This is a genomic window from Mycolicibacter sp. MU0083 (assembly GCF_963378075.1).
Lineage (GTDB): Bacteria > Actinomycetota > Actinomycetes > Mycobacteriales > Mycobacteriaceae > Mycobacterium > Mycobacterium kokjensenii.
In genome coordinates this window covers 537461-553985 of record NZ_OY726394.1, presented here as the reverse complement: position 1 = coordinate 553985, position 16525 = coordinate 537461, and the positions used below count along the sequence as shown (strand labels likewise).

17 protein-coding genes are annotated in these 16525 nt (G+C 69.8%); 11 read left to right on the top strand and 6 right to left on the bottom strand.

The features are described from left to right. Window positions 1–21: 21 nt before the first annotated feature. The 6 genes from RCP38_RS02645 to RCP38_RS02620 all read left to right on the top strand — a co-directional run bounded on the left by RCP38_RS02645 (window position 22) and on the right by RCP38_RS02620 (window position 3847). A complete protein-coding gene (locus RCP38_RS02645) occupies window positions 22–423 on the top strand; it encodes a hypothetical protein (RefSeq protein ID WP_308475428.1) in 402 nt (133 codons plus the stop codon). A gap of 125 nt (window positions 424–548) precedes the next feature. Next, complete coding sequence (locus tag RCP38_RS02640) at window positions 549–824, top strand: BrnT family toxin (protein ID WP_308475426.1); 276 nt, start codon at window positions 549–551, stop codon at window positions 822–824. Further along, window positions 821–1174 carry a ribbon-helix-helix domain-containing protein gene (locus RCP38_RS02635; protein WP_308475425.1) on the top strand — a complete coding sequence of 118 codons (354 nt, stop codon included), beginning with the start codon at window positions 821–823 and terminating at the stop codon, window positions 1172–1174. The genes RCP38_RS02640 and RCP38_RS02635 overlap by 4 nt, the downstream gene beginning before the upstream one ends. Window positions 1175–1359: 185 nt before the next feature. After that, complete coding sequence (locus tag RCP38_RS02630) at window positions 1360–2172, top strand: acyl-CoA thioesterase (RefSeq protein ID WP_308475424.1); 813 nt, start codon at window positions 1360–1362, stop codon at window positions 2170–2172. Window positions 2173–2231: 59 nt separating this feature from the next. Then, complete coding sequence (locus RCP38_RS02625) at window positions 2232–3515, top strand: DUF4226 domain-containing protein (protein WP_308475422.1); 1284 nt, start codon at window positions 2232–2234, stop codon at window positions 3513–3515. A gap of 29 nt (window positions 3516–3544) precedes the next feature. Then, window positions 3545–3847: a hypothetical protein gene (locus RCP38_RS02620; protein WP_308475421.1), complete on the top strand. Its 303-nt coding sequence runs from the start codon at window positions 3545–3547 to the stop codon at window positions 3845–3847. Here the strand turns inward: RCP38_RS02620 and RCP38_RS02615 are convergent. Then, entirely contained in the window at window positions 3822–4577 is a 756-nt protein-coding gene (locus RCP38_RS02615) for a hypothetical protein (RefSeq protein WP_308475420.1), read from the bottom strand. The genes RCP38_RS02620 and RCP38_RS02615 overlap by 26 nt on opposite strands. Window positions 4578–4695: 118 nt before the next feature. Further along, a complete protein-coding gene (locus tag RCP38_RS02610) occupies window positions 4696–6141 on the bottom strand; it encodes an ADP-ribosylglycohydrolase family protein (RefSeq protein WP_308475418.1) in 1446 nt (481 codons plus the stop codon). A gap of 147 nt (window positions 6142–6288) precedes the next feature. Here RCP38_RS02610 and RCP38_RS02605 point away from each other — a divergent pair, with 147 nt between their 5' ends. The 4 genes from RCP38_RS02605 to RCP38_RS02590 all read left to right on the top strand — a co-directional run bounded on the left by RCP38_RS02605 (window position 6289) and on the right by RCP38_RS02590 (window position 11584). Next, window positions 6289–6933: an ankyrin repeat domain-containing protein gene (locus RCP38_RS02605; RefSeq protein WP_308475416.1), complete on the top strand. Its 645-nt coding sequence runs from the start codon at window positions 6289–6291 to the stop codon at window positions 6931–6933. A 25-nt stretch (window positions 6934–6958) separates the two neighbouring features. Further along, the gene (locus RCP38_RS02600) at window positions 6959–7834 is read left to right on the top strand and encodes an oxidoreductase (protein WP_308475415.1); all 876 of its coding nucleotides are present in this window, start codon (window positions 6959–6961) and stop codon (window positions 7832–7834) included. A gap of 203 nt (window positions 7835–8037) precedes the next feature. Then, window positions 8038–10404 carry a lysylphosphatidylglycerol synthase transmembrane domain-containing protein gene (locus RCP38_RS02595; protein WP_308475414.1) on the top strand — a complete coding sequence of 789 codons (2367 nt, stop codon included), beginning with the start codon at window positions 8038–8040 and terminating at the stop codon, window positions 10402–10404. Between the two features lie 4 nt (window positions 10405–10408). Next, entirely contained in the window at window positions 10409–11584 is a 1176-nt protein-coding gene (locus RCP38_RS02590; protein WP_308475413.1) for an FAD-binding domain, read from the top strand. Window positions 11585–11587: 3 nt separating this feature from the next. Here RCP38_RS02590 and RCP38_RS02585 read toward each other — a convergent pair whose 3' ends face one another. Genes RCP38_RS02585 through RCP38_RS02570 form a run of 4 tightly spaced genes read right to left on the bottom strand, consistent with a single transcriptional unit; the run spans window position 11588 to window position 15035 of the window. Next, on the bottom strand, window positions 11588–12667 hold the full coding sequence (locus tag RCP38_RS02585) for a galactokinase (protein WP_308475412.1): 1080 nt from the start codon (window positions 12665–12667) through the stop codon (window positions 11588–11590). Further along, a complete protein-coding gene (galT, locus tag RCP38_RS02580; RefSeq protein WP_308475411.1) occupies window positions 12664–13755 on the bottom strand; it encodes a galactose-1-phosphate uridylyltransferase in 1092 nt (363 codons plus the stop codon). The genes RCP38_RS02585 and galT overlap by 4 nt, the downstream gene beginning before the upstream one ends. Then, entirely contained in the window at window positions 13752–14228 is a 477-nt protein-coding gene (locus RCP38_RS02575; protein ID WP_308475410.1) for a DUF309 domain-containing protein, read from the bottom strand. The genes galT and RCP38_RS02575 overlap by 4 nt, the downstream gene beginning before the upstream one ends. 21 nt (window positions 14229–14249) lie before the next feature. After that, window positions 14250–15035, bottom strand: coding sequence for a class I SAM-dependent methyltransferase (locus RCP38_RS02570; protein ID WP_308475409.1), 786 nt, complete (start codon window positions 15033–15035; stop codon window positions 14250–14252). A 121-nt stretch (window positions 15036–15156) separates the two neighbouring features. On the opposite strand from RCP38_RS02570, the gene RCP38_RS02565 reads away from it, so the two are divergent. Next, the gene (locus tag RCP38_RS02565) at window positions 15157–16515 is read left to right on the top strand and encodes a serine/threonine-protein kinase (RefSeq protein WP_308475408.1); all 1359 of its coding nucleotides are present in this window, start codon (window positions 15157–15159) and stop codon (window positions 16513–16515) included. Window positions 16516–16525: the final 10 nt, after the last annotated feature.

Genomic DNA, 16525 nt, shown 5'->3' with positions numbered 1-16525 from the left:
CACCCGAAAGGAAACACCGTCATGGCAACCCTGCGCGATCTAAGCCAGCTGACCGGGATCGGTATCGTCGCCGATCACGACCCCGAATTCGACATTCCGGTGCTCGATGGCCTGCAGCGTCAAGGCGACGTGCTGGTGCTGCCCGGTTCCGCGGTGGCCACCACCGCGGTCCCGACCGCGGGCACGCCGGTGGTGCGCGGCGAGAGCAGCGGCAACACGCACGGCATCTACGCCGTCGACGGGCCGGTGTACTGCGACAACGACCTCGCCGACGAGCTGCGGGTCGCGACAGTGACCGTGCCCAACGGGTCCGTCGCCTACCTGTGTCATCCCGAGCACGGCTTCATGGGTATCGGTCCCGGTAACTACGAAATCCGTCGGCAACGCGAGTGGGCCCGAGGGATACGCACCGTCGCCGACTGACGTTGACGACGGTAACCGACCTTGTCGGATGCTTCGGTAACCATGTCCACAGAGTCCTGGAGAACCCCACTCCAGGCCCGGAAGTTATGGACTACTTTGTAGTACACTAGTGGAGCGCGTTCGGCATGGTCGATTGGTCGTACCGGAGCAACTACATCAACAAGCACGGCGTCAGTTCGGAAGAAGCCGACGAAGCGATATCCGATCCCGCACGTGTGACACTCACGCCTGATCCGGCATCGATATCAGGCCGAAGTGTCCGTGTTATCGGCTATTCAATGACCGCCTCAGCCGTCCTGACAGTCATCGTGCTCGAACACGAAGGCACCACCATCGGCGTTAATGCCTGGAGGGCCAACGACTTAGATCGGCGACGCTACAACGGCACGGAGAAATCATGACCTCGCAAAAGGTGACGGCGAAGAAGGACCTCGCGGCGATCCTCGCCAGGGAAGCCGCGGCGATCGATGCTGACCGCGATGCCCCGATTACCGATTCCACTGTGGTGACCCGCGGTCACGGCAGAAGCAAGACCTTGCAGGTTCGGCTCAACCCTGAAGAACTAGACGACTTGGAACGCCTTGCCGCCGACCGCGGCCTGCCAACATCTACGGTCGCACGTGAAGCGATTCTCCACCTGATTCGGCCGACCGCTGCCCGCTCCAAGGCAGCCCGTCGGCTCGTCGACGACTTCGCACGTTACCTTGATTCCCTGGCGAGCACTACCAACCAGGACGCACCGGGTAAGTAGCGCGACACGACGCATTCGATGGTCGGCACCCCGCGGATTTGATCAGCTCGTGGATCGAGGTCGGCTGCGGCCAGTGGCACTTTGCCGGCAGCTCAGATGCCAGCCGCGACACCGTTGCCCTCGCTCTCACGCGATCCCTTCGCGATAGCGTGACCACTACCGTTCCGCGACCCCGAAGGATCCCCGTGACCGACGCCGCCCACCCCTTCGACCGCGCCCTGCAGCTTCAGACCGTCGACGCCGGCACCGTCCGCGGGACCACCCGCCCGGACTGGGCGAACATGGTGGGACCGTTCGGGGGCATCACCGCCGCGGTGCTGTTGCGCGCCGTGGAGAACCGCCCCGACCGCATCGGTGACCCGTTGGCACTGACCGTCAACTTCGCCGCGCCCATCGCCGACGGCGACTTCGACATCGCGCTGCGTGCCGCGCGCACCAATCGCAGCAACCAGCACTGGATGCTGGAGCTGCGCCAGGGCGACGAGGTCAAGACCACCGCCACCGCCCTGTTCGGTCTGCACCGCGACACCTGGGCCGACGACGAGTCCCGTCCGCCGAGCGTGCCCGCCCCCGAAGACGTCGCCCCCGGCTCGTTCGTCGACGCCATCGTGTGGCCGAAGCGCTACGACATGCGTTTCGCCGAGGGACCGGTACCGCTGCGGGCGGTAGAACCCAGCGCGTCGTCGACCACCACCTTGTGGGTGCGCGACGCCGAGGGCCGGCCGCTGGACTTCGCCGGGCTGGCCTGCCTGTCGGATGTGTTCTTCCCACGGGCGTTTCTGCGGCGCGGCAAGTTCCTGCCCGCCGGCACCATCTCGCTGACCACCTACTTCCACGCCGACCGCACCGAAATCGAGGCGGTGGGAGCCGATTACCTGCTGGCCAGCGCGCACGCCAACCGGTTCTCCCGGGGCTATTTCGACCAGAGCGCGCACCTGTGGTCGCGCAACGGGCGGTTGCTGGCCAGCACCCATCAACTGGTTTATTTCAAAGACTGACATCGGCCGTTCACTCGGGTGAATACCGCGATTACCCGTGCTGAACTAGCGTCCGGGTCATGCCCGAGGAACTCGGCGCCCACGCCGACGCAGCACGCGCACGCGAAACCGCTCTGACGCAACGGTTGCAGCGCTCGGTGCAGGCCGACCGGGCCTTCGCCACGACACTGCAGGGTGCATCGCAGGTGGCCGTGCTGGGTCGCCGCCGGCTCGACGGCATCGAGAACGAGATCCGCCAGGCGTTGGCCCAGCATCGCGCCCTGGCCCTGGACACCCCCGCCGGCGCCCGCCAGTTCCAGCGGTTCCTGACCGCCAAGGCCCGCGATATCCAGCAGGTACTGACCGACACCACCGCCGACAATCACCGCCGCGCCCAGGCCACCCGCGCCCTGGGCGGTGGCTACCCGCGCGAAGACAAGCCGGATATCCAAGCGGTCGACTACGTCACGCACAAGCAGTCCCCGGCCCGCTCCGACGAGCGTCGACTCAACGAGATCGAGGCTTTCCGAGAGGTTTTCGGCCGAGATCCGGTTTCGGATTCGGACTGGACGACCGCGGCCGCACTCGACGCCCACAGCTATGACCCGACGCGTGCGGGCGTGGACGCCGAGATCCGGGTGGCGCGAATCGAACCCGTGCCGGGCCAGGGTGTGGTCCGGGCCTCGCAGTGGATCCCGCAGCGGGATGTCACCAGCTTCCCACCGTGGCGACGCGACTCCGGCAACAATCGTGGCCCCGACCCGAATTTCGATCCGGCGGACACCAAGGTCACCACCTATATCGACTACGACAACGGCATCGTGGTGATACGCCAGAACCCGTCGGTCGAACTGAACCCCGCCGGCGGCCCGGGACGGGTGGCGGTCAGCGCCCCCGAGGGCAGCGTCACCCAGGCCCCCGACGGTTCGGTGCGCATCAAGTACGACGCCGGAAACCCGTTGGCGCCCGGGGTGTTCACCGGCCCACACAGTCCGCTGGGCGGCCATCGCCTCACCGTCAACGGCGACCTGGTGTTCACCCCCGGCCCGGACGGCGTGCGGGTCGACGGCACCCGCACCGACTATCCGTCACTGGAGGTCTACCAGGACCTGCCCGACGGCTCCACCCGCACGGTGTTGATCGATCCGGCCCAGTCCGGCCGCAGCGGCGGCCCGGCACTGAATCTGCCGTTCCATCACGACGTCGGCATCGGCGGCAAGGCGTTCGCGCCGTTTGACCACGGCGGAAGTTGGAATCCGCGCTTCGATGTCCGCACTCCCCTGCCCGCCACCGAATTGGGCCCGACCAGTTCACCGCCGTCGGTTCCCGCACCGTCGGCCAGACCCGGCGGCTACCCCGCCTGAATCACCGAAAGGACCCGGTGCACCCCGCTATGAGCACCCCTGTCATCGCAAACCGCTACGGCCCGAACGCTTTGCTGCCCGCATTGGCGGCGATCGCCGTGGTCGGCACGACGGCGTGGATGTGGCTGCTGTACTGGATCGCCGACCTGTACCTGTTCGGCGTCGCGACCCTGCTGGTGATCGCGACCGGATTCCTCATGGCGCACAGCGGCGTCGGCCGGGCGGCGCACATCGGCCGCGGCATGCTGGTCGGCTATCTCGCGGCGCCGCTGACGATCGCCCTGGTGGTCATTCCTCCGGTTCTCCTCAACCAGCTACTGCATCTGGTGTGACGTCCTCGGGCCGCCGCGGCCCACCGTATTTGCCGTTGAGCAGCCGCGATACCGAACCCGGTTTCCACGGGCGACCGGTCGCGGTGCGCTGGCCGGCCGAGTTGAGGATCCGCGCCATCGCGGCCTGGGTGACGCCGCACCCGTCGACCAGCCAGCGCGCGTAGTTCTCCAGCAGCCGTTTGCGTTCCGGCCACGGCATCGACGGCGACGGCAGCGTCGGCGGCCGCGGGTGCCGACTGCGCTGGGCGCCCTCGGCCGGCACCAGGCGCACGGTCTGCGGGCCACGGGCGGCACCCAACGCCAGCTCGATCTCACGGCTGAGGCTCTTGGCGCCCTCGGCGGCCAGTGCGGCCTGATCGAGGTCGTCGACCGCGTGGACCTCCCGCCGCAGCGCGAAGTCGATCTCGTTCATTCCGCCGTCGGTGGGAGCGGAGTACAGGTTTCGGGTCAGCCGCAGGTTCAGGCCGTGTCGTTGCAGCACCAGGCTCATCCGCCGCAGGTGTTGTTCCCGGGTGAAGTCCGGGCCGGGAAACGGCACCCAGACGTCCATCCGGCCGGTGATCGCCCGGCCCAGCGCGGCGACCACCGCGGTGATCTCGGTCAGGTCGTCGGTGCCTGCGGCCGCGCCGTCTTCGAAACCGAACGCGTCGATGATCCTGCAGCCCCGCTTGGCGGCGTCGACGTCCAAGTCCGCGCGGTGCTCGACGGTCTCGCAGTCGCCGAGCAGCACGACGCGAGTGACGGTAGAAGAAGGTTGGTCTGCAGAATCCGACATTGTTGCCTCCCGATTTATGACGTACCCGTGGGGAATTGCGCGCTAGACGACTGTATCGGCGACCACCGACAAGTTACCGATCCAACCGCACCAGCGCTTCCCGGAAGTCCCTGTTGGGCAACGAATCCGGTAGCACCGCACGCGCATCGCGCAACGCGCGCTCCATCCCGACGCCGCGCAGCCGCGCCCCGTACAGCGCGGCGATGGTGGGGGTGCGGCTGTAGGCCTGCACGCAGTGCACGAACACGGTGCGGCCCTGGGCCCGCAGCTGCTCGATCGCCCGGACGGTGTCGACCAGAACGAAGTCCAGGTTCGGGTTCGCCCCCACCTGGTCGATCAGCCGGACGTCGAGGTGCGTCGCCCCGGCTGGTAGATCCTCGTCGGCGACCCGGCACAGTGACACCACCGCGTCGACGCCGTCGGGCAGGTGGTGCAGCGCCGCGACCCCGCCGATCCACACCTTTTCGTCGTAGGGATGTGCGACGGGCGGGCGCGCCCCGGGATATCCGTCATAGGTGTAGTCGAATCCGTCGGGTGCACCCTTGTCGATGATCTGCTCGGCCAGCTGGATCAGCCCGCGGGTGCGCAGGCCCGGCCATCCGCCGAGCTGCAGACGCCACGCCGACGGCACCGCGGTGGCACCGTAGACCGCCCCCAGCAGCCCGCCGGCGATCGCGGCGACGGTGTCGGTGTCGCCGCCGCCGCGCACCGCCGCTTCCAACGCCAGCCGCAGGTGATCGACGCGGAACACCTCGGCCCGCGGGTCCTGGTCGGGAACCGTGGTGCCGGCGATCGCCGACCAGGCACCCTGCAGCGCCGCGACCACCCAGCCGTTGGTGCGGGAAAAGCCACTCGGCTCAGCGTTTTCCGCTTCCTCGAGGCGCTGCTGCCACACCAGCCGGCGCTCGGCGTCGAGGTGGCCGAGCCCGACGCGCACGTCGAGTTGCCCGGTCAACACGGCATGACGGATCGCGGTGCACCACAGCACGCACGCGTCCCCGGCGTCCGGGTCGTAGTGGGTGAGTTCGCTGACCGTTCGCGCCGCAGCGACCAGTCCGGCCTCGTCGTCGAGGTAGGCCAACGCCACCGGCGCGGTCCGCATCAACGACCCGTTGCCGGCGGTGCGGCCGCTGCGTTCATGCAGTGCGGCGGATTCCTCCCACGCCGTCTGCGCGCTGATGCCGCGGCGGCCGGCCGCCGAGAGCACCGCGCGGGTCTGGATGCCGACGTCCTTGGCTCCGTGCGACCAGTCCAGCCAGCGGGCGACGACACCGTCCAGTGCGGCCGCGGAGCGCAGGTCGGCGCCGGTGGCGGCGGCCTCGGCGATCGCGATCGCCATCGAGGTGTCGTCGGTCCATTCACCGGGCTCGAACGGCCCGATGCCCCCGCCGATCATGTCGATGGGCTCGTGCGGCCCGCGGGGCCCGTCGAACTCATACCCGGCGCCCAGGGCGTCGCCGGCGGCGGTGGCCAGCAGCGCACCGCAGGCCCGGTCACGTTGTGCAGCAGTAAGACTCATGACCACTCTCCTTTCGTGGAGAACTCTCGGCCCGAGATTAGCGACGGGGTCTGACACGTCGGGGTGCGCGACGTCGGCCGCGCGAACTTGTCAGACCCTCTAGCTACCGTGCGTGACATGGACGAACCCCCTTTAGAGTGGCCCGGCGTGCTGGAACCTTCCCTGCTGTCGCAGGAGGTCGTCGCCGCCGGGCACCAGATGGCCGATGCGGCCGACGCCGGCGACTGGCCCGCACTGTTGGCCCTGTTGGACGCCACCCCCGCACTCAGCGTCAACCAGTGCCGGCCCGGCTGCCCCGACTGGCTCACCCCGCTGCACCGGGCGGCGCGGAACGGTGCCCCGACCGACGTCGTCGACGCACTGATTGCGCGCGGCGCGCTGCGTTCGCTGCGCGACGCCCGCGGATGGACACCGCGCGACGTGGCACTCGCCCAGCGCCATCCGCTGCCGCTGATCGCCCGGCTGACCCCACCGCCGTCGCCGCTGTCACAAGAGCGTGCCCGCATCCTCAACAGCAACCTGGAGTGGGTGATCGACGGCAGCATTCACACCGGCGCGGCCTTCACCGACCACAGCGACCGGGATCTGCGGCGCGCCCTGCGCTATCCCCCGGTGTCAGTGCTGCACGAGGCACCGGGCCGGTCGGTGCGACTGGCGGTCCCGGGCATGGCGCACGGGATCCGGGTCACGCTGCGGCACGGCTACCTGGAGACCTCCGGTGCGGGACGCGTCCACGTCATCACCCATCGGGGTGCGGTACTGGTCGATGAAGGGAGCGTGGACATGGTCTGAATCATCGGCCGGTAGCGTGACCGGCATGTCTTTTTCAATCGCCGACGCCCCCGACCAGTCCGGCCGCACCTTCGTGGTGACCGGCGCCAACGGCGGCCTGGGTGAGGTGGTCACCCGCACCCTGGCCGCCAAGGGCGCCACCGTGGTGATGGCCTGCCGCAACGCCGCCAAGGCCCAGCAGGTCGCCGACGGCATCGACGGTGACGTGCAGGTCGCCGAACTGGATCTGGCCAGCCTGGCCTCGGTGCGCGACTTCGCCGCCAAGCAAGGCGGCTTCGATGTGCTGGTCAACAACGCCGGGATCATGAACATCCCGATGCGGCGCACCGTCGACGGTTTCGAGACGCAGTTCGGGGTCAACCACCTGGGGCACTTCGCGCTCACCGGCCTGCTGCTCGACCGCATCACCGACCGGGTGGTGACCGTCGCCAGCATCGCCCACAAGCAGACCCCGAAGTTCTGGATCGACGACCTGAACTACGACAACCGCTTCTACCAGCGCAACCTGGCCTACGCCCAGTCCAAGCTGGCCAACCTGATGTTCGCCCGCGAACTGCAGCGCCGACTGGTCGCGGCCGGCTCGCCGCTGCGTTCCTACGCGGTGCATCCCGGGGTGTCGAACACCTACCTGTTCGACAACGACAAGACCCCGATCGGCCTGATCTACAAGTACGGTCTGCCGCTGCTGGGTCAGCCGCCGGAGCGCGGCGCCGAGTCCACGGTGTATGCGGCCAGCGTCGCCGACGCCGACCCCGCCATCTACTGGGGCCCCACCAAGCTGGGCGAGTCCCGCGGCCCGATGGGACGCTGCCCGTCGAGCAAGCTGTCGAAGGACCAGAACCTGTGGCGGCGGCTCTGGGAGGAGTCGGAGAAGATGACCGGGGTCAGCTACCCGCTGTAATCCCCGACCGCCCTGGGCGTCGCTCAGAGGCGGGCAGACATCCCCGCACCTCCCCGCCCACGCCAGTGACGCATGTGACGCGTGGGGCGCAACCGGCGCGACGCGCACCCGCCATCGACGACAAACCGGCGTGACGCCCCAGCTCACCGGTTAAGTTGTGGCAGGCCGCCACGGGATGCGGCATGAGACGACCGAGAGTGATCATGCGAGTTGAGGGGCGCGACGTCGCCGTCACCGGCAACCTGCTGCAGCCGCTGACCCGACGCACCAACGACATCCTGCGCCTAGCGCTGGCTGCCCTGGTCCTCGCCGCCGTCATCACCAGCTCGCTGGTCACCCGCTACGAGTGGGTCGCCCTGGAACGCTCGGTGTCGCAGATCGTCGGCGTGCTCTCCCCCGGCCACGCCAATCTGGTCTACCTCGCCTACGGCCTGGCCATCGTGGTGTTGCCGTTCGCGATCCTGATCGGATTGGTGGCCTCCCGGCAGTGGAAACTGCTCGGGGCCTACGCGGTCGCCGGGGTGGTCGCGGTGGCGTCGCTGTCGATCCGCAGCAACGGATTGGCCGCCCCGAGCTGGCATTTCGACCTGTCCGAGCGGCTGGCCACCACGCTGGCGCAGTTCCTCGACGACCCGCGGTGGATCGCGATGCTCGCCGCGATGCTCACCGTCTCCGGCCCCTGGCTGCCGGCCCGCTGGCGCCGCTGGTGGTGGACGCTGCTGCTCGCCTTCGTCCCGATCCATCTGGTGGTCAGCGCGATCGTGCCGGCCCGCTCCCTGCTCGGCCTGGCGGTGGGCTGGTTCGTCGGCGCCCTGGTGATCCTGATCGTCGGCACCCCCGCACTCGAGGTGCCGCTCGACGGCGCGGTGCGCACCCTGGCCCGCCGCGGGCACGACATCACCGAGCTCGCGGTGATCCGGCCGGCCGGTCCCGGGCCGCTGGTGCTGTCCACCGTCGACGAGAACCCGACGATCATCGAACTGTACGGCCCCAATCAGCGCAGCGGCGGCGCGCTGCGTCAGCTGTGGCGCAAACTGCGGTTGCGCACCACCGAGACCGCGCCGCTGCACGCCTCCCTACACCGGGCGGTGGAGCATCGCGCGCTGATGGCGATCTGCATCGCCGAAGCCGGGTACGCCAACACCGATATCGTCGCGGTGGCCTCCCTGGACCGGGGCTGGACGCTGTATGCGCACACCCCGCGGCGCGGCACCCCGATCGCCGACTGCGCGGCCAGCACCCCGGTGGGCAAGCCGTGGGAGTCGTTGCGGCGGCTGCACGAACAGCAGATCTCGCACGGCGACCTGCGCAGCAAGGAGATGACGGTCGAGTCCGGCACCGTATTGTTCGGCGGTTTCGGCAACGCCGAATACGGTGCCACCGACACCCAGTTGCAGTCCGACATCGCCCAGTTGCTGGTGACGACGACGTCGCTCTACGACGCCGAATCCGCGGTCAGCGCGGCGATCGAGAACTTCGGCCATCCCGCGGTGCTGGCCGCCTCGCGCCGGCTCACCAAATCGGCGGTGCCGTCGCGGCTGCGCAACGCCGTCCCGGAGATCGGCGCGGTGATCTCCGCGGCCCGCGAAGAGGTCAAACGCCAGACCGGCACCAACCAGATCCAGACCAAGACCATCACCCGGTTCACCCGCAGTCAGCTGATCCAGTTGGTGTTGCTGGGCGCGCTGGTCTACGTCGCCTATCCGTTCATCAGCCAGGTGCCGACGTTCTTCTCCCAACTGCGGCACGCGAACTGGTGGTGGGCGCTGGTCGGGCTGATCGTGTCGTCGCTGACCTATGTCGGTGCGGCCGGGGCGCTGTGGGCGTGCGCCAACGGGCTGGTCAGCTTCCGCAATCTGGCGATCATGCAGGTGGCCAACACTTTTGCCGCCACCACCACCCCGGCCGGGGTGGGCGGTCTGGCGTTGAGCACCCGGTTCCTGCAGAAGGGCGGGCTGAGCATGCTGCGCGCCACCGCCGCGGTGGCGTTGCAGCAGTCGGTGCAGGTGATCGTGCACGTGATCCTGCTGGTCATCTTCACCACCGCCGCCGGCGCCACGATGGACCTGTCGCACTTCGTGCCCGGCGCGACGCTGCTGTACCTGATCGCCGGGGTGGTGCTGGGCCTGGCCGGCATCGTGCTGCTGGTGCCCAACCTGCGCCGGTGGTTGACCACCGCGCTGCGGCCCCGCCTCAAAGAGGTCACCTCCGATCTGGTGGATCTGGCCCGCGAACCCAAGCGGCTGGCGCTGATCGTGCTGGGCGCGGCCGGCACCACATTGGGTGCGGCACTGGCGTTGTGGGCCAGTGTCGAGGCGTTCGGCGGCAACACGTCGTTCGTGACGGTGACGGTGGTGACGATGGTCGGCGGCACGCTGGCGTCCGCGGCGCCGACGCCCGGCGGGGTGGGCGCGGTGGAGGCCGCCCTGATCGGTGGGCTGGCCGCGTTCGGTGTGCCCGCTGCGCTGTCGGTGCCGGCGGTGCTGCTCTACCGGGTGCTGACCTGCTGGTTGCCGGTGTTCATCGGCTGGCCGGTGATGCGCTGGCTGACCAAGAACGAGATGATCTGAGCGGATGCGGATCGCGATCAGCGGTGCGGGGGTAGCCGGAACGGCGCTCGCCCACTGGCTGCGCCGCGCCGGGCACACCCCGACCGTCATCGAGCGGGCCCCGGCCTTCCGTACCGGCGGCTACATGATCGACTTCTGGGGCGTGGGCTATCAGGTGGCCCGTCGCATGGGTATCGAGGAGCAGGTCCTCGACAAGGGGTATCCGATCGAGTCGGTGCGCTCGGTCGGCGACGACGGGCACATCCGGGCCGCCTTGGACGCCGAGGTGTTTCGGCACCTTGTCGGCGACGCCTTCACCAGTCTGCCGCGCGGTGACCTGGCGGCCGCCATCCATGCCACGATCGCCGACGACGTCGAGATGATCTACGGCGACAGCATCACCGCGATCGACGCCCGCGACGACGGGGTCCGGCTGTCGTTCGCCCATGCCGGCCCGCGCGAGTTCGATCTGCTGATCGGCGCCGACGGACTGCACTCCAATGTGCGCCGGCTGGTGTTCGGGCCCGACGCCGACTTCGAGCACTATCTGGGCTGCAAGGTGGCCGCCGCCGTCGTCGACGGGTATCGGCCGCGCGACGAGCTGGCGTACGTGAGTTACGCGGTGCCCGGCCGGCAGGTGTCACGCGTCGCGCTGCGCGACGACCGCACCCTGGTGCTGTTCGTGTTCCGCGACGACTCCCCGGATGTTCCCGCGGACCCGACCGCAGTTCTGCACCAACAGTTCTCCGATGCCGGCTGGGAGTGCCCGCAGCTGCTGGCCGCCGTCGACGAGCTGGCCGACCCCGACGACCTCTACTTCGACGTGGTCAGCCAGGTCCGGATGCCGCACTGGTCACACGGGCGGGTGCTGTTGGTCGGCGACGCCGCCGGCTGTATCTCACTGCTCGGCGGTGAGGGCACCGGCCTGGCGATCACCGAAGCCTACGTGCTGGCCGGGGAACTGCACCGTGCCGCGGGCGATCACCGCCGGGCGTTCGACGCCTACCAGGCGCGACTGCGCCCGTTCATCGACGCCAAGCAGGCCGGCGCACGACAGTTCCTCGGGTTCTTCGCCACCCGAACACGATTCGGCCTGTGGTTCCGCAATCAGGCGTTGCGGGCGATGAACCTGCGGCTGCTGACGACCCTGTTCGCCGGCAGTGTGCGCGACGATTTCGAACTGCCCGACTACGACCTGTGACCGCTACCCGGCCCCCGCCGACGCGTACACCCGGCTGACCTCCGGCTCCACATGGCCGGCGCCGGTCACCGCGGCACGCACCGCGTCACCGACCTTGAGGGTCAACTCGGTGGGTACCAGCGCGATCACGCACCCGCCGAACCCGCCGCCGGTCATCCGGGCGCCCAGCGCCCCGGCGGCCACCGCGGCGTCGGCGATCAGATCCAGATGCGCGGTGGTGATCGCGAAGTCGTCGCGCATCGAGGCGTGCGACGCGGTGAACAGTGCCCCGGCGGCGGCGAAGTCCAACTCCGCACAGGCCGCCACGAAATCCAGCACCCGCTCGTTCTCGGTCAGCACGTGCCGGGCCCGGCGGGCATCGACCGGGTCACCGATCGCATCCAGGACCGCCACGCCGCGATGCTGGACCTCCCGCAGCGACGACACCCCCAGCGCGGCGGCGGCCCGCTCGCAGGAGGCGCGCCGGGCACCGTATTCGCCGTCGACGTGGCCGTGCCGCTGACGGGAGTCGAACAGCAGCAGCGTCACCCCGGACTCGTCGGGGTCGAACGCCACCGGGTGCACCGCGACATCGCGGAAGTCGATCAGCAGGGCATGGTTGACCTCACCGAACACCGACGACAGTTGATCGAGCAATCCCGTTGGGGCGCCTACGTAATCGTTCTCGGCGCGCTGCCCGATCCGGGCCTGCTCGACCCGGTCGAGCTGGACTCCGGCCGCGGTGGTCAACGCCCCCAATACCGCGCATTCCAGCGCCGCCGACGACGACAGGCCCGACCCGATCGGCACGTCACTGCGGATCGTCATGGTTCCGCCGGGCACCTCGACACCGCGTTCGCGCAGCGCCCAGATCACCCCGGCGGCATAGCCTCCCCAGCCGGTGATCTGCCCGGGGGTGGTGTCGCGCGGGATGGCCACCGGGCCGTCGGCGTGATCGCTGAACACGGTGACGGTGTCGATCTCGGCGGGCTCGAAGGCCACGGTGGTGCGCTGCGGCAGCGCGATCGGCAGCGCGAAACCACCGTTGTAGTCGGTGTGTTCGCCGATCAGGTTGACCCGGCCCGGCGCGGAGTAGGTGATCACAGCTCACGCAGCCTAGCCGCGACGGATTCGGGGGTGACGTCGGCGATGAACGCATCCATCGCCGACTCCGAGGCGGCCAGGTACTTCAGTTTGGTGGCGCTGCGCCGAATCGACATCAGCTCCACGTGGAAGTAGCCGTCGGCCTGCACCCCGGTGTCGCGGTACTGGTGCAGCGCGGCGATGTAGGGCAGCGGGGCGTCGTAGATCCGGTCGAAGCGGCCCAACAGGTTTCGGTAGACCTCGGCGAAATCCGCCAGCTCGGGGTCGGTGAGCTCGGTCAGGTTGTGCACCCGCCGGTTCGGGTAGAGGTGCACCTCCACCGGCCAGCGTGCCGCGAACGGCACGAATGCGGTGACGTGCTCGGTGCGCGCCACGATCCGGGTGCCGTCGATCTGCTCGGCGGCCAACAGGTCGGCGAACAGGTTGGTGCCGTGGGCGATTCGGTGTGCGCGGGCCTGCTCCAGCATGACGGCGGTGCGCGGGGTCAGATACGGGTAGCCGTAGATCTGGCCGTGCGGGTGGGCCAGGGTGACCCCGATCTCCTCGCCGCGGTTCTCGAAGCAGAACACCTGCTCGACACCGGGGCGCGCCAGCAGGTCCGCGGTGCGGTGCCGCCAGGCCTGCACCACCAGCAGGGCGTGTGCGGGCGGCAGGTCGGCGAACGAGCCGGTGTGATCGGGCGAGAAGCAGATCACCTCGCAGCGGCCGTCGCCCGGTGCTGCAACGAACGATTTCGGCGCGCTTTGTCCCGCTGAGCGGTCACTAGCGCGCCGAAATCCCGCCAGGCTCGGGAACCGGTTCTCGAAGACCACGACGTCGTAGTCGGCGGCGGGCACCTCGCTGGTGGCGCCGGTCGGCCCCGGGCACAGCGGGCAGGCCTCCGCGGGCGGCTTGTAGGTGCGGTCCTGGCGTTGCGCGGCGATGATCACCCACTGGCCGGTGGTGCGGTCCAGGCGCAGCTCGGAGGGTGCGGGGTTGCGCGGCGGCAGCGGACGGCGGTCGGCGACCGGGGCGGGGGTGTGGCCGGGCAGGGCGAAGAACAGCAGTTCGCGGCCGTCCGCCAACGGCCAGCGGGTCGGCGCGCTCACGCGACCAGCCGCGGCTGCAGTCGCTGCGGGTCGATCTCCACCCCGGCCGCCAGGTCGTCGGCCAGGCGCGCGGCGAAGCCCAGCAGGCCGGCCAGGTCGATGCCGAACGGCGCCGGGGGCCGCACCGCCGCCAGGTGGTCGGCGCCGCGGCGCAGCAGACTGACCGCGCCGGTGACGTTGCCGCGCTGGACGTGGGTGACGCCGACGGCCAGCTGCGCCAGCCCCTGCCACAGTTCGCGCTCGGCGGCGGGCCGATGTTTCCAGGCGGCCTCGAGCACCTCGTGGGCGTTGAACGCCAGCCCGTCATCCAGCAGCAGTTGCGCGTAGGCCAGCATCTGTGTCGGCGGCAGGTCGAGGTCGTCGGGCACCCCTTCGACACCGCCCTCGCTGCCGCGGGGCAGCGGCCGGCCCAGCCGGTCGCGCGGGCGGGCGTTGCGGGGACGGCCCGAATCGTCGCGGTCGCGGGTTGTCACCCGTCCATCATGGCAAGACCGTCAGGCCGGTTTGGTGGCAATCACCTCGATCGCGGCCATGTTGTTGCGGTGCCGGCGGAAGGTGGCCCGCATGTTGAGCACGCGGGCGCGGGCGTCGGAGTCGCGTAACACGTTGAACGCGAAGCGCAATGCCCCGAACAGACCCTCGTCGGCGATCAGCCGGTGCGGCTCTAAGAGGGCCATCGGCGCGTATGCGGTCTTCTGCACGGTGAAGCCGGCACCGGTGAGCAGGTCGGTCCATTCCTCGGTGGTCAGCGGCCGGGCGTTGACCTTGATCGAGCGGGCCAGCGAGGTCCGCACGTCGTCCTTGACGGCGTAGGCGACGTCGTCGGGGCGCAACGCCAGTTCGTGGATGGCGTAGCGGCCGCCGGGCCGCAGCACGCGGAAGGCCTCCTCGATGATCTCGGCCTTGTGCGCGTTGGTCTGCATGGTCAGCATCGCCTCGCCGATCACGACGTCGGCGCTGGCGGCCTCCAGCCCGGTCTTCGACGCCTCGGCCGTGACCACCCGGCCGCGGGCGCCGACCACCGAGCGGACCACGCCGGCGGCGTTCTCGTCGGCCTCGACACCGGTGTAGGTGCCGGGGTCGCGGTCCAGGATCTCGCGGGCGGTGCGGCCCATGCCGGGGGCGAGTTCGACGACGTCGACGCCGGCCAGGCCCGCATCGCCGAGCATCTGGTGGGTCAGTTTCAGCCCGCCGGGCCGCAGCACGCGTTTGCCGAGACGCGCGAACAGCCAGTGGCCGGGCAGGTCGGCGGTCTTGCGGTCGTGCATCGGAAGGCTCATGAAACCAAGGCTAGGCTTACCCACCTGGGGCCACCAGGGGACTTTAGACCCCTATTACCCCTCTAAATTGCGGTGGGTTTGCGCGAGGTTTTCTGTCGGTGCCCGCCGATACCTTCAAGCCATGCTCACCGCGGGTTCGACGTTCGCCGACTATCGGATCATCCGATTGCTGGGCAGCGGCGGTATGGGCGAGGTCTACCTGGCCGAGCATCCCCGGCTGCCGCGCCGGGACGCGCTGAAGGTGCTGCCCGCCAACCTGTCGGCGGATCCCGAGTTCCGGGAACGGTTCAACCGGGAAGCCGACCTGGCGGCGTCGCTGTGGCATCCGCAGATCGTCGGCGTGCATGACCGCGGCGAGTTCAACGGCCAGCTTTGGATCGCGATGGATTACGTCGAGGGATCCGGTGCCGCCGAGTGGTTGAAGTGCTGCCCCGGCGGGTTGCCGCGCGCGCAGGTGGCCGAGATCGTGCTGGCCGTGGCGCAGGCGCTCGATTACGCGCACGAACGCGGCCTGCTGCACCGCGACGTCAAACCGGCCAACATCCTGTTGAGCGAGCCGGGCGAGTCCGGTGGGCGAATCCTGCTGGCGGACTTCGGGATCGGACTGCGGGTCGATGAGGTGAGCGGGTTGACCGCCACCAACATGGCGATCGGCACGCTGCGCTATGCGGCCCCCGAACAGTTGCGCGGCGAGGCCATCGACGGTCGCGCCGACCAGTACGCGCTGGCCGCCACCGCCTATCACCTGCTCACCGGCACACCGCCGGTGCATCTGGATCCCGCCGGACTCGATGCGGTGCTGGCGCGGGCGCTGGCCGCCGATCCGGCCGCCCGCTACCGAAGCTGCACCGAGTTCGCCGTCGCACTGCACCAGGGTGAGCCGGTCCCGCTGCGGGAACTGGCGCCGCCGGCCATCGTCTCGCCGGCCAAGCGTCGGCACGGCAAGGGACTGGCCCTGGCTGCCGCCGGCTTTGCGGCACTGTATTTCCTGGGCACCTCGCCGAACTTCGCCCCGCCCAAGCCGGTCCCGCCGGTCGCGGCGCCGACCACATCCACCACCACCGTCACCCGCTCCGTCGTCACCACCGTGCCGGCCCCGGTCACCACCACGACATCGCCGTCCCCGGCGCCGGCCACCACGTCCGCGCCGGTCACCACGTCGGCACCGGCCACCACGACGGGCGCGGTGGCGCCGCTGCTCGGGGTGGGCCAATCGGCCGGCGGGCCGAGCGTGCCCGAAGGCCTCTACGCCATCCCGAGCGCGATGCCGTTCGGCACCTACGCCGCCGATATCGGCCCGACCGGCTCCTGCACCTTCGCGGTGATCAACGCCAACGGCCGCGTCGTCACATCGGGGACTCGCCTGATCTCCCTGAACAAGGTCACCGTGGAGATCGACCCGCGGGCCGAGGACGGCACGTTCGCCAGCTACGGCTGCACGCCCTGGACGCGTATCCGGGCCCTGCCGGGCGACTGGTAGCCGGCCGGAA

Excerpts from the sequence above, each read along its gene's own strand:
- RCP38_RS02645 (WP_308475428.1), top strand. The coding sequence starts at position 22 with ATGGCAACCCTGCGCGATCTAAGCCAGCTGACCGGGATCGGTATCGTC.
- RCP38_RS02640 (WP_308475426.1), top strand. The coding sequence starts at position 549 with ATGGTCGATTGGTCGTACCGGAGCAACTACATCAACAAGCACGGCGTC.
- RCP38_RS02635 (WP_308475425.1), top strand. The coding sequence starts at position 821 with ATGACCTCGCAAAAGGTGACGGCGAAGAAGGACCTCGCGGCGATCCTC.
- RCP38_RS02625 (WP_308475422.1), top strand. The coding sequence starts at position 2,232 with ATGCCCGAGGAACTCGGCGCCCACGCCGACGCAGCACGCGCACGCGAA.
- RCP38_RS02620 (WP_308475421.1), top strand. The coding sequence starts at position 3,545 with ATGAGCACCCCTGTCATCGCAAACCGCTACGGCCCGAACGCTTTGCTG.
- RCP38_RS02610 (WP_308475418.1), bottom strand. The coding sequence starts at position 6,141 with ATGAGTCTTACTGCTGCACAACGTGACCGGGCCTGCGGTGCGCTGCTG.
- RCP38_RS02600 (WP_308475415.1), top strand. The coding sequence starts at position 6,959 with ATGTCTTTTTCAATCGCCGACGCCCCCGACCAGTCCGGCCGCACCTTC.
- RCP38_RS02595 (WP_308475414.1), top strand. The coding sequence starts at position 8,038 with ATGCGAGTTGAGGGGCGCGACGTCGCCGTCACCGGCAACCTGCTGCAG.
- RCP38_RS02590 (WP_308475413.1), top strand. The coding sequence starts at position 10,409 with ATGCGGATCGCGATCAGCGGTGCGGGGGTAGCCGGAACGGCGCTCGCC.
- RCP38_RS02570 (WP_308475409.1), bottom strand. The coding sequence starts at position 15,035 with ATGAGCCTTCCGATGCACGACCGCAAGACCGCCGACCTGCCCGGCCAC.
- RCP38_RS02565 (WP_308475408.1), top strand. The coding sequence starts at position 15,157 with ATGCTCACCGCGGGTTCGACGTTCGCCGACTATCGGATCATCCGATTG.